The 18,360-nt window shown below is 41.6% G+C and carries 19 protein-coding genes; all 19 read right to left on the minus strand.

Annotated features, from left to right (window positions below; translation table 11 throughout):
- Positions 1 to 125 precede the first annotated feature (125 nt).
- Entirely contained in the window at positions 126 to 995 is an 870-nt protein-coding gene (gene dapA / locus ACFRAK_RS04990) for a 4-hydroxy-tetrahydrodipicolinate synthase (protein ID WP_394571443.1), read from the minus strand.
- A gap of 47 nt (positions 996 to 1,042) precedes the next feature.
- Positions 1,043 to 2,269, minus strand: a complete 1,227-nt coding sequence (dapG, locus tag ACFRAK_RS04995; RefSeq protein WP_192204066.1) for an aspartate kinase — start codon at positions 2,267 to 2,269, stop codon at positions 1,043 to 1,045.
- A 104-nt stretch (positions 2,270 to 2,373) separates the two neighbouring features.
- The gene (asd, locus tag ACFRAK_RS05000) at positions 2,374 to 3,429 is read right to left on the minus strand and encodes an aspartate-semialdehyde dehydrogenase (protein WP_098370982.1); all 1,056 of its coding nucleotides are present in this window, start codon (positions 3,427 to 3,429) and stop codon (positions 2,374 to 2,376) included.
- A gap of 213 nt (positions 3,430 to 3,642) precedes the next feature.
- Complete coding sequence (locus ACFRAK_RS05005) at positions 3,643 to 4,245, minus strand: dipicolinate synthase subunit B (protein WP_098370983.1); 603 nt, start codon at positions 4,243 to 4,245, stop codon at positions 3,643 to 3,645.
- Positions 4,242 to 5,144 (minus strand): dipicolinic acid synthetase subunit A, encoded by a 903-nt coding sequence (gene dpaA, locus ACFRAK_RS05010; RefSeq protein WP_387599977.1) that lies wholly within the window; start codon positions 5,142 to 5,144, stop codon positions 4,242 to 4,244. The genes ACFRAK_RS05005 and dpaA overlap by 4 nt, the downstream gene beginning before the upstream one ends.
- Before the next feature lie 226 nt (positions 5,145 to 5,370).
- Positions 5,371 to 5,640, minus strand: coding sequence for a YlmC/YmxH family sporulation protein (locus ACFRAK_RS05015; protein ID WP_394571379.1), 270 nt, complete (start codon positions 5,638 to 5,640; stop codon positions 5,371 to 5,373).
- A 161-nt stretch (positions 5,641 to 5,801) separates the two neighbouring features.
- Positions 5,802 to 7,028, minus strand: a complete 1,227-nt coding sequence (locus ACFRAK_RS05020; RefSeq protein ID WP_387599971.1) for a M16 family metallopeptidase — start codon at positions 7,026 to 7,028, stop codon at positions 5,802 to 5,804.
- A 46-nt stretch (positions 7,029 to 7,074) separates the two neighbouring features.
- Positions 7,075 to 8,034 carry a polysaccharide deacetylase family protein gene (locus tag ACFRAK_RS05025; protein ID WP_260284286.1) on the minus strand — a complete coding sequence of 320 codons (960 nt, stop codon included), beginning with the start codon at positions 8,032 to 8,034 and terminating at the stop codon, positions 7,075 to 7,077.
- 156 nt (positions 8,035 to 8,190) lie between these two features.
- Positions 8,191 to 10,308 (minus strand): polyribonucleotide nucleotidyltransferase, encoded by a 2,118-nt coding sequence (pnp, locus tag ACFRAK_RS05030; RefSeq protein ID WP_260284285.1) that lies wholly within the window; start codon positions 10,306 to 10,308, stop codon positions 8,191 to 8,193.
- Positions 10,309 to 10,627: 319 nt separating this feature from the next.
- Positions 10,628 to 10,897 carry a 30S ribosomal protein S15 gene (rpsO, locus tag ACFRAK_RS05035; RefSeq protein WP_053345367.1) on the minus strand — a complete coding sequence of 90 codons (270 nt, stop codon included), beginning with the start codon at positions 10,895 to 10,897 and terminating at the stop codon, positions 10,628 to 10,630.
- A gap of 135 nt (positions 10,898 to 11,032) precedes the next feature.
- A complete protein-coding gene (ribF, locus tag ACFRAK_RS05040) occupies positions 11,033 to 11,983 on the minus strand; it encodes a bifunctional riboflavin kinase/FAD synthetase (protein WP_387599967.1) in 951 nt (316 codons plus the stop codon).
- 33 nt (positions 11,984 to 12,016) lie between these two features.
- A complete protein-coding gene (truB, locus tag ACFRAK_RS05045; RefSeq protein WP_387706838.1) occupies positions 12,017 to 12,937 on the minus strand; it encodes a tRNA pseudouridine(55) synthase TruB in 921 nt (306 codons plus the stop codon).
- 153 nt (positions 12,938 to 13,090) lie between these two features.
- Positions 13,091 to 13,459 carry a 30S ribosome-binding factor RbfA gene (gene rbfA, locus ACFRAK_RS05050; protein WP_034313607.1) on the minus strand — a complete coding sequence of 123 codons (369 nt, stop codon included), beginning with the start codon at positions 13,457 to 13,459 and terminating at the stop codon, positions 13,091 to 13,093.
- Between the two features lie 17 nt (positions 13,460 to 13,476).
- A complete protein-coding gene (locus ACFRAK_RS05055) occupies positions 13,477 to 13,758 on the minus strand; it encodes a DUF503 domain-containing protein (protein WP_260284282.1) in 282 nt (93 codons plus the stop codon).
- Positions 13,755 to 15,911: a translation initiation factor IF-2 gene (gene infB / locus ACFRAK_RS05060; protein WP_260284281.1), complete on the minus strand. Its 2,157-nt coding sequence runs from the start codon at positions 15,909 to 15,911 to the stop codon at positions 13,755 to 13,757. The genes ACFRAK_RS05055 and infB overlap by 4 nt, the downstream gene beginning before the upstream one ends.
- A 19-nt stretch (positions 15,912 to 15,930) precedes the next feature.
- A complete protein-coding gene (locus ACFRAK_RS05065; RefSeq protein ID WP_061144653.1) occupies positions 15,931 to 16,236 on the minus strand; it encodes a YlxQ family RNA-binding protein in 306 nt (101 codons plus the stop codon).
- A 4-nt stretch (positions 16,237 to 16,240) separates the two neighbouring features.
- Complete coding sequence (gene rnpM / locus ACFRAK_RS05070; protein ID WP_061462443.1) at positions 16,241 to 16,516, minus strand: RNase P modulator RnpM; 276 nt, start codon at positions 16,514 to 16,516, stop codon at positions 16,241 to 16,243.
- Positions 16,517 to 16,531: 15 nt separating this feature from the next.
- A complete protein-coding gene (gene nusA / locus ACFRAK_RS05075) occupies positions 16,532 to 17,662 on the minus strand; it encodes a transcription termination factor NusA (protein WP_076366463.1) in 1,131 nt (376 codons plus the stop codon).
- A gap of 43 nt (positions 17,663 to 17,705) precedes the next feature.
- Positions 17,706 to 18,179: a ribosome maturation factor RimP gene (rimP, locus tag ACFRAK_RS05080; RefSeq protein ID WP_387599958.1), complete on the minus strand. Its 474-nt coding sequence runs from the start codon at positions 18,177 to 18,179 to the stop codon at positions 17,706 to 17,708.
- Positions 18,180 to 18,360: the final 181 nt, after the last annotated feature.

Genomic DNA, 18,360 nt, shown 5'->3' on the forward strand with positions numbered 1-18,360 from the left:
CAGTTTCGATCGATAATAAAAAAATTCAAATATTTTCATCTCGAAATCGGAAAGGATATCCCATTCATTTACATCTTTATGTAAAAACAAGCCAATCTTCAACGATCAGCTTGTTCCGTGTCTTTTTATTTATTTAATACCTTTGTTAATGCAAGGCGCTCCTTTTCCGTCAATGGCACGATTGGAAGTCTCACCGAGCCAACGTCTATTCCATTTAACTGAAGCGCTGTTTTGACAGGTGCAGGGCTTGGCGCTGCAAACAAACCTTTTATAAGCGGTAACAGTTCCTGATGCAGCCTCGCTGCCTCTTTCAAATTCCCACTGATGAAGGCCTCCACTATTTTCTGCAACTCATTACCGGCAATATGCGAAGCAACCGAAACTACACCCACACCACCAATAGCCAATACTGGGAGTGTTAATGCGTCGTCCCCACTATATAACGCAAATTCTTCATCCGTGCCGGCTATGATTTGGGTCATAGCGTTTAAATCCCCGCTCGCTTCTTTAACGGCTACGATATTAGGAATTTTTGAAAGGCGGATGATCGTTTCCGGTTCAATGTTAATCGAAGCGCGCCCAGGGATATTATATACCATAACAGGGAGAGTCGTACTAGCAGCAATAGCCTTAAAATGCTGGTATAGACCTTCTTGATTCGTTTTACTATAATACGGGGCCACCAGCATTATCGCATCGGCGCCATTTTGTTCCGCTTTTTTTGTCAACTCGATGGAAGCATACGTATTGTTGCTTCCTGTCCCCATGATGATGGGCACACGTTTTTCTACAACCTTAGAAACATGACGCAATAACGCAATTTTCTCCTCCGAAGATAAAGTTGGAGATTCCCCTGTCGTTCCCGAAAGCACAAGCGAATCGGTTCCATTCTTTAATAAATAATTAACCAATGAAGTCGTCTTTTGAAAATCGACATTTCCCTTGCCATCGAAAGGGGTGACCATTGCGGTTGATACTCTACCAAATATCATAATCTAACACCTCTTTAATTTTTAAAACCTTTATTCATTAAAAAGCCAAATCATTGGACTTCCCTTTCATGCAATTGAAATGCATAGTGCAGGGAATTAACAGCTTCTATTAAATCTTCCTCTTTCACAAGTACCCAAATTGTCGTATGGCTATCCGCAGACTGGAGAATGGCAATTTCCTTTTCGGAAAGCGCTGTGACAATCTTCGCTGCAACGCCTGGCACTCCATTTATACCTGCACCGACTACTGAAACCTTGGCACAATTTCTTTCAATGACCGGTTCATGACCAAGCTCGGCCAAAATCGAGAGGGCATGTTCTGTCATCTCTTCCGAAACGGTATACACTACGCCGCTTGGATATATATTTATAAAGTCCACTGAAATAGAGGCATTGGCCATTGCTTTGAAAACTTCTGCCTGCAGATTATATTGATCTTTTTTCGCACGTACCTTGATTTGAGTGATTTTTGGTACATGGGCAATCCCGGTCACGAGCCTTTCACGTATGTCACTGCCCTGGCTTCCCTTGTTCATGCTTGTAACAAGGGTCCCCAAACCTTCACTGTATGTTGACCTTATCCGAATCGGGACTTTCGCCTGCATTGCAATTTCAACAGCTCGCGGATGAATGACCTTCGCCCCTTGATATGCCATATTGCAAACTTCCGTATATGAAACGATTGATAATGGACGAGCTTGATCGGCAATACGTGGATCTGCCGTCATAATTCCTTCCACATCCGTAAAAATATCGACCCGTTCAGCTTGCAATGCTGCACCTAATGCAGCGGCAGAAGTATCACTTCCACCACGGCCGATGGTCGTGATGTCCCCGTTTTTAGCCGCTCCCTGGAATCCTGCAACAACGACTACATCCTTCACCTCAAGTTCCTTCATGAGACGGTCGCATTTCATTTCGATAATTTTCGCACTTGAATAGTCGGTATTCGTCAAGAATCCCGCTTGAGCTCCAGTATAAGCAACCGCATCAATACCATGTTCCAAGAGCATGTTCGTGAATATGACAGATGATATCGTTTCTCCAACTGACATAAGTAAATCCTGTTCCCGTTTTGAAAGGCTGGCTTTCGCTCCATTTACTAGAGAAAGTAAGGTATCCGTTGCATAAGGATCGCCTTTTCTTCCCATTGCTGAAACCACAACCACCACTTTATAGCCTTCTTTAATCGCATTTTCAATATGCCCCTTGGCAAATAAACGGCTTTCCTCATCGCGAACGGATGTCCCACCGTACTTCTGGACGATAATTTTCATAATATGCACCCCAAATATAAGCCAGCTTCCCAAACCGGGAAGCTGACAAAAACTCTCTATCCTATTGGAATTTAATTTTTTATCTAGTTATTAAAAATAAATTATTACTTAACGGTAACCAAACCTAATTTTAAAAGGCTCTCAGCAATTTGAACGGAATTCCAAGCTGCTCCTTTTAATAGATTATCGGAAACCACCCATAAATGGAAGCCTTTATCTTCATCCAAATCTTTGCGAATCCGACCGACGAATACATCATTCTTGCCGACGGATGAAGCAGGCGTAGGGTAAACTTGTTGCTCGGGTTCATCTTCTAGCACTATTCCAGGTGCCGTTTTCATTAAATCCTTGATTTGAGAAGCCGCTATGCCTTCTTTTTCAACTTCAATGTATACAGATTCCGAATGACCTGTTACAACAGGAAGTCTCACACAAGTTGCAGCCACTGGAAGGTCTTGCATATGCATGATTTTCTTTGTTTCATTAATCATTTTCATCTCTTCGAATGTGTACCCGTTATCTTGGAATTTATCGATTTGGGGAATGACGTTAAATGCGATTTGATAATGCTTTTCGTCCCCTTTTACCGGTAAAATCTTCGGATCTATTTCTTTTTCATCAAGCAAGTCGCGAGCCTGTTCCTTTAATTCATTTATCGCTGCTGCACCTGCACCCGAGACAGCCTGATAGGTTGAAACAACAATTTTTGATAAGCCGTATGTCTTGCGGATCGGTTCTAATGCCACAACCATTTGGATAGTTGAACAATTCGGGTTTGCAATGATCCCATTATGCTGTTTCAAGTCTTCTTCATTTACTTCAGGAACGACTAGCGGAACATTTTCATCCATGCGGAATGCGCTCGTATTATCCACTACTATCGCACCGCGTTTCACTGCTTCTGGAGCCAATTCCTTAGACACGCTTCCTCCAGCACTGAATAAAGCGATATCTATGCCTTCAAAGCTTTCAGGTTTTGCTTCCTGCACTTCGATTTCCTCGCCCTTAAACGTAAGTTTGATTCCAGCGGAACGAGCCGATGATAAAAAGATGATTTTCTTTATCGGTAAGTCCCTTTGTTCGAGTGTTGAAATCATTTGTTGTCCTACCGCTCCAGTTGCTCCCACAACTGCAATACGCAATCCCTGTGTCTCAGTCATTTATCCATACTCCTTTTCTATCTCTTAAATTAATTATTTACTGGATTTACTGCTTCTTGTTCAGAATATCATTTATTTTATCACATTAACATTCCAAAGGGTCGCACTTTAACAAAATATTCTGGTAGTGGAGTGGTTTTTCATAACTTCAACCTACAAATTTATGCATATATGTTAGTCGTTAGAATGCGGGATGGAGGCAGAAATACTTGTTCAGACTAAATCATCCTTGAACCTTTCGACGATGACAGGTTGAATCTGTTCCCTTTCCAGTGCAGCTATGATCGTATCCCTTATCATGCTCATTCTTGCAACCATGGAACTTGGTTTGCCTGTGGGATTATCCTGGCCATATGGAACGAAATAAATATCTTTTGCTGCCATCAGCCTCATTAGATTGACACCATTTAACCCAAGTGCATCATTCGTTGAAATCGCGACCACGACCGGACGGTGATTTCTCATCGTCGCTTTTGCCGCCATAAGTACTGGCGAATCGGTAAGAGCATTTGCCATCTTACTCATTGAGTTACCCGTTAAAGGAGCGATCACCATGCAATCAAGTGGCAATTTAGGTCCTAAAGGCTCTGCTTTGACGATTGTATCAACGACATGATTCCCCGTCAATTTTTCTATTCTTTCGACCCAATCCTCGCCCTTTCCAAAACGGGTTTCCGTGTTTTGAACTGTCGATGTTACGATGGGAATGACTTCCGCCCCTTCATCTACAAGTTTTTCTATTTCCGGGAACACTTCATCATATGTGCAATGTGATCCTGTTAATCCGAAACCAATCCGTTTACCTTTGAGACTCATATCTTTTTCCCCTTCCTTTTCGTGAACTCGCCTTGTATCAATAGTCCCAGTGCATTCGCTAATATCTGACCAGCTGTTTTCGGGGCAACTATTCCCGGCAGGCTTGGTGCCAACAGCGCCTTAATTCCCCTTTTTTCAGCGTAACGAAAATCAGTCCCCCCCGGTTTTGAAGCAAGGTCGATGATTAATGTATGAACGGGCATTTTAGCTATAACTTGTGCGGTAATTATCGGAAAAGGAATCGTATTGATACATATATCAACATTTTTCATTTCAGCAGCAAGATCATTTAAATGAAAAGGGGCTAATGCCATTTCACTGATCCTCGCAATATCTTCGCTTTTTCTTGCCCCCACCTTCACTTTTGCTCCCAGTGCATGGAATGACCGGGCTACACTCATACCGACCCTTCCCAGTCCGAGAACGGCTACATTCGATCCATGGATCGTAAAATCCGTATGTTGAATGGCCATCATGATCGTACCCTCAACAGTTGGAATCGAATTATAAATAGCCACATCATCACGTTCGAACAATAGTACAAGTTTGCGATCCACTTTCTTGAATATCCCATCGAGGTAATCGTTACTGATTCCTGCATAAAAAGTGCAATGTGCCGGGGTCTTTTTTATCATTTCTTCAGTTAAAACAACTTCTTCACTGGAAAAAATCGTTTCTACTTTCCCATTTGAATCGGTGCCCCGGACAGGTAGGATAACTGAATCTATTTCCTTGAAATTTATATCCTCCATTTTTTCCTTAACCGCTCCGGTAAAAGCATGGTCGAGCTGTTCAAAACCTACCAATAATAGCTTTGCATCAAGCTCTGTCAGTTTACGGACAACTTCAAGCTGACGCGCATCTCCACCAATTACAGCGATTTGCATGCCTGTGAGCATTAAAACCGTCACCTTCTTTATATAAAAGATCCTAAACATTCCTTGCCTTGTGATACAATCCCTTCAGTAAACAATTCGTTTTTTGCTACAATCTCTAGTTACCCTGCCATCTTATGTTTTTAGTTAAAAAACGGTGATAAGAAATCAAAAAACGCCTTAGCTATTGCCAGCTAAGGCGTTTTCGGATTGCATTTCGTGAAATTCCAAGGAGTAGGCGCGAGCATCATCATCCATCCATTTGCTCTCCGTCTTTATTTGAAAGTCCTTCTTGAAAATCAATGATGACCATATCCGCACCGATTTTTTTTATGTGATCCCATGGCACTCTTATTTCACTGCCACTCCTTAAAAGGCCGAACCATTTGACGGATGGGATGATCAACGAGGTAATTTGTCCAGTATCATCTATTTCCAAATCCGTCTGACCAAGGATTCCTAATCTTTCCGCCCTATTCACATCGACTATTTCCTTACCGCTCAGTTCGCTTAACCTCATATTTGGTTCCCCCTTTTTCGTCTTCTATTCAATCTATATCCGAAAAAGGTAAACTTAGAAGGCCTTTATCCAAATATTGTCCAAAACACTGGACTTCCCATATCTAAAGAAAAAAAGCCTGACCTCCCTTTAACAAAAGGAAGGTTCAGACTTAGTCGTTATTACTTGTCCCAGTTTTCCAGCGGGCTCACTAATGACAAGGAATGTTCCGTAAAGATCTGATTTGCCAATTCATTGACGGTATCCTCTGTCACTTCGTCAATCTTGATGATGATATCATCTAGGGTACGGTGCTTACCCAACATTAGCTCATTTTTTCCGTTCCGGCTCATGCGGCTATTCGTGCTTTCAAGGCTGAGCATCAAACTTCCTTTAAGTTGCTCTTTACTATTACGTAATTCCTTTTCCGTAATGCCATCCCTTTTTAAAGTATCCAATGTTTCCTGAATGGTTTCATACAGGCTGTCAAGCTGGTTTGTGCCTGTCCCCCCATATACTGTCACCATTCCGCTATCTTGATAGCTGGAATGATAGGAATAAACGGAGTAAGCAAGGCCGCGTTGCTCCCTGACGTCCTGGAATAGGCGGCTACTCATGCTTCCCCCAAGAATATTATTTAAGGTAATCAGGCTGTATGTTTTATCATTGCCGATTTCCAACCCTTTGTAACCAAGGCATAAGTGGGCTTGTTCCGTATCTTTTTTACGGGTGATCCTATTTTCATGGAAGGAAGGTTTGACCAATTCAAGACGGTCTTCCCCTCCTTGATATGAGCCGAAGTAGTTTTCGACCTCCTGAATCAATTTTTCATCCACATTCCCAGCAATGGACACTACTACTTTATCGGGTGTGTACATGTCATGCACGTATTTTTTTAATGTATCACTATTGAAGGTTTCAAGCGTATTTTCCGTTCCAAGTATAGGATAGCCAAGGGGATGGTTTTCATATACCGCCTTGCTTAAAAGGTCATGGACAATATCATCGGGTGTGTCTTCGTACATTTTGATTTCTTCGTAGACGACATTTTTTTCTTTTTTCAATTCTTCCCCATCAAATGTTGAGTTGAAGAACATATCAGCAAGGATTTCAAGCGCATAGCTTGCATGGTTATCCATTACTTTAGCATAGTAACATGTATACTCTTTTGAAGTGAATGCATTAACCTGACCACCAATACTATCGAACGACTCGGCAATTTCACGCGCATTTCTCGTAGTTGTCCCTTTGAAGAACATATGCTCCAGGAAATGTGAAACCCCATTCAATTCTGGTGTTTCATTTCTTGAACCTGTTTTGATCCATACTCCAATTGCTGCTGAGCGTACAGTTGGAATATTTTCCAATACAATTCTAACTCCATTTTGACACGTGTATTTCTTAATCAACTAACATTCCTCCCAATCATTCTATGCTGCTTTCGTTACCAATGTTTTATGGATTCGATCGCTCTTCATCTACTGCTTCCGAAAGTGTAACAACATCTAAATCTTTCTTTTTTATTTCAATTATTAACGTCTCCAATGACTTTGCAGTAGATTCCGTCGGATGCATCAATATAAATGCGCCAGGGTGTATCTTAGAAAGCACCCTTTGTTGAAGGACTTCAGGGCTTGGCTTTTGCCAGTCGATCGTATCCACACTCCACATGGCGGTCTCCATACCGAAAGAATCGGCGATTTTCACCGTTTCATCCCGGTAGCTTCCACTTGGTGGTGCGAACCATTTCATTTTCAAACCTGTCACCGCTTCAATGACTTCATTCGTTTTTCGAATTTCCTCACGTGTAGCTTGTGCGGATATGTTTTTCATATCGGGATGTGAATAAGAATGATTTCCAATTTCATGCCCGCCGCCCTTAATCATCTTGGCCAAATCAGGATTTTTCTTGGTCCAATTCCCTTCAAGGAAAAAAGTTGCCTTGACATTATTCTTTTTTAACACGGCCAACATATCTTGTAAGTATTCATTCCCCCAGGCCACATTGATTAAAAATGAAACCACTGGCTTTTCGGGGTGGGCCCGGTAAATCGGAGCCGGATCCAGATCCTCCATATGAATCTTTGCTGGGACCTGCTGAAATACCAGCTTATCCTTATCGAACACGCCCTCCTTCTTCATGGCTTTATACGATTCATCAATATTTACTTTCAGGCCGTTATATGCAGGAACGGTTTTCCAAACAGAATCTATTCGTGCATCCTGTGGTGCAATCTCATATTTTTTTGTTGATTCTTTTATTTGTAAAAGAAGCTCGTCTTCTTGCTTCATTGAAGCAACTGAATCATTGGTTAATTGGGTCAAATAAACTTGTGTATATGGATTTTGCACTAATAACCATGATATACCTGCAATGGCACTTATCGCAACTATCTGCTTCCATTTATTATTCATTTTTTACGCCCCCTTCATACCAAAATGTATGAAGAAAACGGACAAGGTAGAACATGACATGCTTATAACGCCATCGCAATATCGATATTCCAATATTTTCAAACAAAAAAAGCATGCAGATTCACAAGGAATCGCATGCCGGATTTTCATTTTCCATTACGATTGAGAAGGATTGGCTGCCTCTTTTTGCTCTTTCAAGACCGCTTTACGGGAAAGGTTTACCCTTCCTTGCTTATCGATCTCAGTAACTTTGACCAATAATTCATCGCCAAGTGAAACGACATCTTCCACTTTTCCGACTCTTTCTTCAGCCAGTTCAGAAATATGTACCAAACCGTCTTTGCCATTGAAGATTTCAACGAAGGCACCGAACTTTTCGATACGTTTAACTTTACCTAAGTATAGTTCACCCACGACGACTTCACGTACGATATCCTCAATGATTTTCTTCGCCTTTTGAATCATTGGTTCATCAGTAGAAGATATGAATACCGTTCCATCCTGTTCGATGTCGATTTTCACGCCAGTTTCTTCAATGATTTTGTTGATATGTTTTCCGCTCGGTCCAATTACATCACGGATTTTATCCGGATTTATGGACATTGTAACGATTTTTGGAGCATATTTGGATAACTGCTCACGCGGTTGATTGATTGTTGACATCATTGATTCCAAAATATGCATCCGGCCATGTTTGGCTTGTAGTAAAGCTTCTTCAAGAATCTCTCTTGAAAGACCCTCGATCTTAATATCCATTTGCAGGGCAGTAACACCTTTTGAAGTCCCTGCGACTTTAAAGTCCATGTCCCCCAGATGATCTTCCATACCTTGAATATCCGTTAAGATTGTATAGTGCTCACCTGTTTTAACAAGACCCATAGCAATACCTGCAACTGGAGCTTTCAATGGAACACCGGCATCCATCATTGCCAAAGTGCTTGCACAGATACTTGCTTGTGATGTTGAACCGTTTGATTCAAGGACTTCAGAAACAAGTCTGATTGTATATGGGAAGTCTTTATCGTTTGGAATCACAGGCTCCAATGCTCTTTCACCAAGTGCACCATGACCGATTTCACGGCGTCCTGCCCCACGGATAGGGCCAGTTTCCCCAACACTGAAATGCGGGAAATTATAGTGATGCATAAAACGTTTTGACTCTTCGGTACCAAGTCCGTCCAGAATCTGCACATCACCAAGAGCACCTAATGTACAAATGGATAGCGCTTGGGTTTGTCCGCGCGTGAACAATCCGGAACCATGAGTACGAGGCAGAATGGTAACCTCTGATGATAATGGTCTGATTTCGTCAGGATTACGGCCATCCGGACGCACTTTTTCTTCCGTGATTAAACGGCGTACTTCGGATTTGACCAATTTATTCAGGATTTCTTTGATTTGCTTTAATTTTTCTTCATCAGTCTCTTCTTCATAATGAACCAACACACGATCTTTTACTGCTTTGATGGCGTCTTCACGAGCATGTTTTTCCTGAACTTGTACAGCTTTGTTCAATTCTGCTTCACATAGGCCTTTCACTTCTGCTTCCAGTTCAGCATCCACTTGATATAAAGTGACCTGCATTTTCTCTTTGCCGATTTCAGCAACGATTTTCTCTTGGAATGCAATGATCTTCTTGATTTCATCATGTCCAAACATGATTGCTTCAAGCATGGTTTCCTCTGGTACTTCATTTGCTCCGGCTTCAACCATGTTGATAGCATCTTTAGTGCCGGCAACCGTCAGATTGATGTCACTTTTGGCTAGTTGGTCAACAGTAGGGTTAATAATGAATTCATTGTTGATTCTCCCCACTACAACTCCAGCAATTGGACCTTCGAACGGAATATCGGAAACAGAAAGTGCAAGGGAAGAACCTAGCATGGCTGCCATTTCCGTAGAGCAATCTTGATCGACACTCATGACCATGCTGATGATCTGAACATCGTTCCTGAAGCCATCTGCGAAAAGCGGACGGATTGGACGATCGATTAAGCGGCTTGCAAGAATTGCCCTTTCACTTGGTCGTCCTTCACGTTTGATGAAGCCTCCCGGAATTTTACCGACTGCATAAAGTCTTTCTTCATAGTTCACTGTCAAAGGAAAGAAGTCGACATTTCTAGGTTCCTTTGAAGCTGTTGCAGTACTTAATACAGCAGTTTCTCCATAACGGACTAAAACTGCTCCGTTCGCTTGTTTGGCTAATTGCCCTATCTCTACCGTTACATTACGGCCGGCCCAGTCAAATGAATACGTATGTTTTTCCTGTCCCATTTATTAAACCCCTCTCTGAATCTTCACTTTGAGGCTTAGTTTACCTAAACCTGTATTGGATTAAATCATTTATATGTGAAAGTAACTGAACTCGAGTTAAAACCAAACTATTCCTATTATGCACGAAAAAAACAAGCATTAACAGTAAAATGAATAAAAATTTCATTCATTTGATTATGTATATCCTGATCATTTATAAATGGAAAAGGACCCGGCTCCTGCCGAGTCCCAAGGACGAAGGCCCAGCCTTAAGTAGAATACGTCCAAATCATTTGATTAACATCAAAAAAGCGGGAAATTTCCCGCCTTCCTGAAAAAATTATCTACGTAGACCTAATTTGTTAATTAGTGTACGGTAACGAGTAACGTCTTTGTTACGTAGGTAAGTTAAAAGGTTACGACGTTTACCTACCATTTTTAGAAGACCGCGACGTGAATGGTGGTCTTTTTTGTGTGTGCGTAAGTGACCGTTCAAGTTGTTGATTTCTTCTGTTAATACTGCGATTTGAACTTCTGGAGATCCAGTGTCAGTATCGTGAGTTCTGAACTCAGCGATAAGTTCGTTTTTGCGTACTTGTGTAATTGCCATGTTATTATTCCTCCTAAAATTCTGTAAAATCACCTATTACCGAGCCAGCGTCGGAGTCTCGACTAGCCAAGCAATGGTTATTTTCATACATACAATAGAATACATGTTTTTCATTAAAATTGCAAGTCTTGTCTTTTATGCTTCAAGTTTTGCAAAATAGGCCATTGCATTTTGCTTATCCGTTTCAATCTGAGCGACCAATGCTTCAAGTCCGGAAAATTTCTGTTCACTCCGAAGTCTTGTATGCCATTCCACCGATACCTGGTTGCCATAAATATCTCCCGAGAACTCCAATGCATGAACCTCTACAGTGGGATACTTAGGTTTTTCTTCGTGGAACGTAGGCTTGTAGCCGACATTGCAAACTCCATTATACCATTTACCGCTTATTTTGATCCTGACGGCATATACGCCTGCAGCAGGAAAGATATAATCGTCACTTACTTCAATATTAGCGGTGGGGAAACCCAGCTTCCTGCCCCGCTTTTCACCGTGAACGACATGACCTTTCGTTAAATAGCGGCGGCCAGCCAAATGATAAAAGTCGGAAAAGTTGCCATTACCGAGAGTTTCCCTGATTCTCGACGAGCTAACCTTTTCATCTTCAAGTGTCTGTTTTTCAACGACTGTCTGCGAAAACCTTCCCTGTGCGTAAACAGGCAAATCCTCCATCGACCCTTGACCATAGCGGCCGTATGAATAATCAAAGCCTGCAACTACGTGAAGAACATTCAGCCCAGCAATGTATTCATCAACGAACCGCTCCGGCAGTACCGAAGCAAATTCCTTGCTGAAATGGACAATGAATAAATAATCGATCTCCATCGACTCTATGATATCCACCTTATCTTCAAGTGGAGTGATATAGCGGATATTTTCCGTTTTCCTACCCAGTACTGCAGAAGGATGCGGGTCAAATGTCATGACTGCTGACTTAAGATTCATTTCATCGGCTTTTTTCTTGGCGGTTTGAATAACAATCTGATGACCTTTATGTATACCATCAAAAAATCCAAGCGCCATTACAAGCTCGGGAAAATCATCCGAATTAAATTGATGAGGATGCTCTATTGCGATCACTTTCACCTTTCAATCTCCTCTTTCCGGCGGTAAAACGGTCTATAATTCTTGTGCCAATACTTTTACAGGTTTAATTAATCCCACTTTTGTCGGATGTATTTGATAAATGGCAATGGCCTTATCTGCTGGATCGACCATCACAAAAGGCTTTCCTTTTTCAACAACAACATCCTTTGTTTGTTCCAATACCGCACCGTTAAGTACTTTCTTTGCTACTTTATCACTAATCTGAAATTTGGGCAAATGAAATAATCCCCGCTCCAAAGGCAACAGAAATTCATCTGTTTTTCCACTTTCCATGAACTCTTCCACTTCAGCAAATGTAAAACAGTCCTCCTGCTTAAAACCTGCTGATTCAATACGCGTCAAGTCTGACATATGGGCAGGAAAACCCAGTTCTTCACCCATCATGACTGCAAGCGTCCGAATATACGTTCCTTTGCTGCATTTGACGCGAAAACGAAAAGAAATGGTTTCCCCTTTAAATTCAGAACGATCATCAAGAAGGGTAATTTCATGGATGGTGACCTCCCTTGTCGGCCTCTCCACTTCTATCCCTGCACGGGCATATTCATATAACTTTTTCCCGTTTACTTTTACCGCTGAAAACATTGGCGGCGTCTGTTCAATTTTTCCAGTCAATGATTCCAGCACATCAAGAATACGTTTACGCTGAATCACTTGATCAATCTTTTTCTCTTCCACTTTTTCACCGCTTGCGTCTTCAGTTGTCGTTGAAAAACCAAGGGTCACTTCCCCTTCATACGCTTTACCGGCTTCTGTCAAATATTCGGCTATCTTAGTTGCCCTGCCAATACAAATAGGCAAAACCCCTGTTACATCAGGATCTAAAGTACCTGTGTGCCCAACCTTTTTTGTCTTTAAAATCTTTCTTAATTTAAAAACACAATCATGGGATGTCAATCCCCTGGGTTTCCATAATGGAAGAATACCGTTCACGCTTTCACCTCATCATTTATAAAACACCCTAAACTATTATCATAAAGCAAAATGAATTCCAATTCCGAAAGGTGTTTTTCCTTTTTCAAAAAAAAGAGACCGACATCAAGAAGTGCAAAGCACTTATTGAGTCGGCCTCCTTTTACTGCTTGCTTATTCCTCGTCTTTTTCAGCCGGTTTATCCTCTGAATTGATTTGGGAAATCAACGACTCGATGCGATTACCATAATCGACCGATTCATCAAATTCAAAAAACAGCTCAGGGGTTTTGCGCAGGCGGATTCTCTGCCCAATTTCTGAACGCATGAATCCTTTCGCCTTAGCAAGACCTTGCAGGGTTTTCTCCCTTTGTTCCTGGTCACCCAAAACGGAAATATAAACTGTTGCCTGTTGTAAATCGCCTGTAACCGCGACATCCGTCACTGTTACAAATCCGATTCTTGGATCTTTAATTTTTCGGCCGATAATTTCACTCAGCTCTTTTTTCATTTGTTCGCCAACACGATTTGAACGAAGGCTCATAATATCACCTCGATAGCCTAAAGCCAGTCTATATCTGTTATTGTTCGCTCTAGTTCCGGAAAAGAATCTAGAAATTTAAGGGCATTTTGAAGTTCCCGTTCAGTAGCCTTCCTTGAGGATGTTACGGTTACGATAGTAATCCTTGTCCGCTGCCATAAATCCTGAAAATCGGTCTCTGCTACAGAAATATTGAACTTCTGCTTAAGCCGTGTCATGACACGCTGAAGCACGGCCCTTTTTTCTTTCAAAGAATGGGTGTCATGGATGATGCATTCACATTGGACAGAGCCAACGATCATTTACGTTCGATCTCTTCCATTACAAACGCTTCAATTACATCGCCTTCTTTAAGGTCGTTGTAATTTTTAATCGTAATACCGCACTCATAGTTCGTTGCCACTTCTTTTACATCATCTTTAAAACGTTTCAATGCATCAATTTCCCCTTCGTAAATGACGACACCTTGACGAATTAAGCGAATACCGCTATCACGTGTAATTTTTCCTTCTGTAACGTAAGATCCGGCAATCGTACCTACCTTGGATACTTTGAAAGTCGTACGAATTTCTGCCTGACCGATAATTTTTTCCTCGAATTCAGGGTCAAGCATCCCTTTCATAGCCGACTCGATCTCTTCGATCGCTTTATAGATGATGCGGTGAAGGCGGACATCAACATTTTCTGATTCAGCTGCACGCTTCGCATTCACATCAGGACGGACGTTAAATCCGATGACGATTGCATTCGAAGCTGTAGCAAGGATGATGTCAGACTCTGTAATGGCACCGACGCCAATGTGTATGATTTTCACTTTAGCGCCTTCTACTTCTATTTTATTCAGGGAAGCGGCCACTGCTTCCGCAGAACCTTGAACATCAGCTTTTAGAATGATGTTCAATTCTTTGATTTCCCCTTCTTTCATTTGTTCGAATAATGTATCCAGGGTTACACGGGATTTCTCATTACGTTGTGAAGCAAGTTGTCTCTGTGCACGCACTTCCCCAACTTGACGGGCCGTTTTCTCATCTTCAAAGACGATGAAACGATCGCCGGCCTGTGGCACTTCGTTCAATCCAGTGATTTCAACCGGTGTTGAAGGACCTGCATCCTTAACACGGCGTCCAAGATCGTTGACCATAGCACGAACACGTCCGAATGTATTACCGATAACAATCGGATCACCGATTTTCAACGTTCCGTTTTGAACAAGCAAAGTGGCAACCGATCCGCGCCCTTTATCCAACCGTGCTTCGATAACCGTTCCATTTGCTTTACGGGATGGATTCGCTTTATACTCCTCAACTTCACTTACAAGAAGAATCATTTCAAGCAAGCTATCGATTCCCTCACCGTTTTTAGCTGAAATTGGTACGAAAATTGTGTCTCCGCCCCATGCTTCAGAAACTAAACCATGTTCTGTCAATTCTTGCATGACACGGTCCGGATTGGCAGCCTCTTTATCCATCTTATTGACTGCGACGATAATTGGAACTTCTGCAGCTTTGGCATGGTTGATCGCTTCAATCGTTTGAGGCATAACGCCATCATCCGCTGCGACGACAAGAATGGTGATATCGGTAACTTGTGCACCGCGGGCACGCATTGTTGTAAACGCGGCATGACCTGGTGTATCCAAGAAAGTTATTTTCTTATCGTTTACTTTAACTTGATATGCACCGATATGCTGAGTGATCCCGCCCGCTTCGCCTTCAGTAACTTTTGTATGGCGTATAGAATCAAGCAATGTCGTTTTACCATGGTCAACGTGTCCCATGATCGTCACGACAGCAGGACGTTCAATCAAATCTTCAGAAGCGTCCTCAGTGACAAGTGATTCAAGGTCTGTTAGGTCAACACGAATCTCTTCTTCTGCCACTACACCATATTCCGCACAAATCAATTCAATTGCATCTTTATCCAAAGTTTGGTTGATTGTTGCCATAACACCAAGCATAAAGAGCTTTTTAATGATTTCAGAAGGTTCACGGTGAAGTTTTTTTCCAAGTTCCATAACTGTCAAAGACTCATAAAACGTAATTTTCTCTGGAAGTTCTCTTTCTTTACGTTTTGTAACAGGTGCCTGAGGCGCTTGTTGTCTTTGTTTATTATTTTTATTCTTGTTATTGCGACCCTTGTTGAACTGACCTGTTGGTTTTTTCGTACCTACAGGTTTAACTGGTGGTTTCTTCTTCAGCTTTTCTTTATTGACTGTGCTCTTTTCATCCGCTTCAGCTTCGTACTTCGCGACTGTAGCGTTAGCTTTTGGTTCAGCAGCTTGGCTTTTATCTTCGTTTTTAGGTTTGATTGAATCGTTTAATTTATTTACAGTTGAATCGTCTAATGCTGTCATATGGTTTGTTACCTCTATATTCATTTCTTTAAGTTTATTTATTACATCCTTGCTTGAAACGTTCTTTTGTTTTGCATATTCATATACACGCAATTTTGTCATACGTTCACCCCCGTAAAATTTAATCGAGCAGCGTTCGGAGTTTTTGTGCAAAACCTTCATCCAGAACTGCGACGGCAACTCTAGCATCCTTACCTATCGCATGGCCGAGCATTGACCTGCTTTCGACTCTTTTTAAAGGAACCTGATAAAATGCGCACTTATCAGATATTTTTTTTTCAGTGTTTTTTGAAGCGTCCGCGGATAAAATAACAACTTTGGCATTACCGCTTCTAATCTCTTTAACCACTAATTCTTCACCCGAAATTAGCTTGCGTGCTCGATTGGCCAAACCTAATAGAGACATCCATTGTTGTTGTTGGGTCATGTTGTTAGTTTTTCTCCTTATTCACTAATTCAAGCAATTGTTCATAAAGGGAAGAATCGATTTGAGTACTAAGGTGATTAGCCAGCACATTTTTCTTTTTGGCCAGCTCGATAACATCCCGATCAAGAGTCAAATAAGCTCCCCTTCCCGATTTTTTTCCGGTCGGATCAAGGCTGACTTCCCCTTCTTTAGATCGAACGATGCGAATGAGTTCTTTCTTCGGCTTCATTTCACCTGTTGCCACACATTTACGCATCGGGATTTTTTTTCGGCTATTCATCTTTTTCACCTCGAATTACTCGTTATCCTCTTCGAAATCTGTTTCCTCTTCAGTAACATAACTATCTCTGCTCAAAAGGAATTCCTGTTCTTCCACAGGATAAATACCAGCTTCGCGGGCTTCCGTTTCACTCTTGATATCAATTTTCCAGCCTGTAAGCTTGGCAGCTAAACGGGCATTTTGTCCACGCTTACCAATTGCCAGGGAAAGTTGATAATCCGGAACGATTACAGTCGTCGCCTTTTCCTCTTCTTTAACGATAACTTCAAGTACTTTTGAAGGGCTTAAAGCATTCGCAACGAAAATGACCGGATTCTCCGACCATTTAACGATATCGATCTTTTCACCTTTCAATTCATTGACGATCGCCTGAACACGCTGTCCTTTTTGGCCTACACAAGAACCGACAGGATCGACTTCTTCGTTATCGGAGTGCACGGATATTTTTGAACGGTCGCCTGCTTCGCGGGCAACTGACTTAATTTCCACTGTTCCATCAAAAATTTCAGGCACTTCGATTTCGAATAAACGTTTTAAAAGGCCAGGGTGTGAACGGGATACAAAAATTTGCGGGCCCTTTGAAGTCTTTTCAACTTTAGTGATGAAAACTTTAATGCGGTCATGAGGTTTATACTGTTCATTCGGCATTTGCTCATTCACTGGGAGCAAAGCTTCGATTTTACCTAGGCTCACATAAATGAATCGGGAATCCTGGCGTTGAACGATGCCAGTCATGATATCCTCTTCACGATCGATGAATTCGGCATAAATGATGCCCCGTTCAGCTTCACGCACTCTTTGAGTGACGACTTGCTTTGCTGTTTGTGCTGCAATACGGCCGAAATCCTTTGGTGTTACTTCCATTTCGACAATATCCTCTAACTGATAGTTGGGATCAATTGCTCTTGCTTCTTCAACAGAAATTTCCAGACGCGAATCGAACACTTCGTCAACAACGTCTTTTCTGGCAAATACACGCATAGTTCCTTTACCAAGATTCAAGTCGATACGTACATTTTGTGCTTGGTTAAAGTTACGGCGATATGCCGATATAAGGGCAGATTCAATCGCGTCGATCAAAACCTCCCTGGAAATTCCTTTTTCGTTTTCTAAAATATAGAGAGCATCCAATAACTCATTGCCCATGGTGATCCCCCTTACGGATATTTAAATTAATGATTTGCTTGACTTAAGAGAAGGTAATCGCCAATCTCGCTTTGGCTACCTTTTCGAATGGTATGACGATTGTTTTCTTTCTTGTTTTGATTCTGACCTCGAGTGTCACTTCTTCACCATCGAAACCGGTTAAGATTCCTTCGAATTCTTTTTCATCTAAAATGGGCTCATATGTTTTTATGTAAACATTTTTACCGATAGCATTAAGGAAATCCTTCTCTTTTTTCAGAGGCCTTTCAGCTCCGGGTGATGAAACTTCGAGAAAATAATTTTGTGGAATCGGATCAACCTCATCAAGCTTTTCACTGAGTTTTTCACTCACATTTCCGCAATCATCAATATCTACGCCTGTTTCTTTATCAATGTACACTCGAAGGAACCAGCTTTTACCTTCCTTCACATACTCCACTTCGACTAATTCAAGCTGCAATTCTTCAAGAATTGGTATTGCTAATTCCTCTACGACTTCCGTTACCTTTTTACTCATTTGTTTCCTCCATACGTGCGTTGTATGCGCTTGGTTTCGGATTCAAAATTAAATGGTCAATACAACACGAAAGAGTGGGTTTCCCCACTCTTGCCATTGGTTCCTCTTAGTATTTCCAATAAAAATATACCATAATCAAGATATTTATGCAAATATCATGTCTGTTTCTTCCTTTTTGGAA

It is taken from the genome of Peribacillus sp. NPDC056705 (assembly GCF_043656335.1).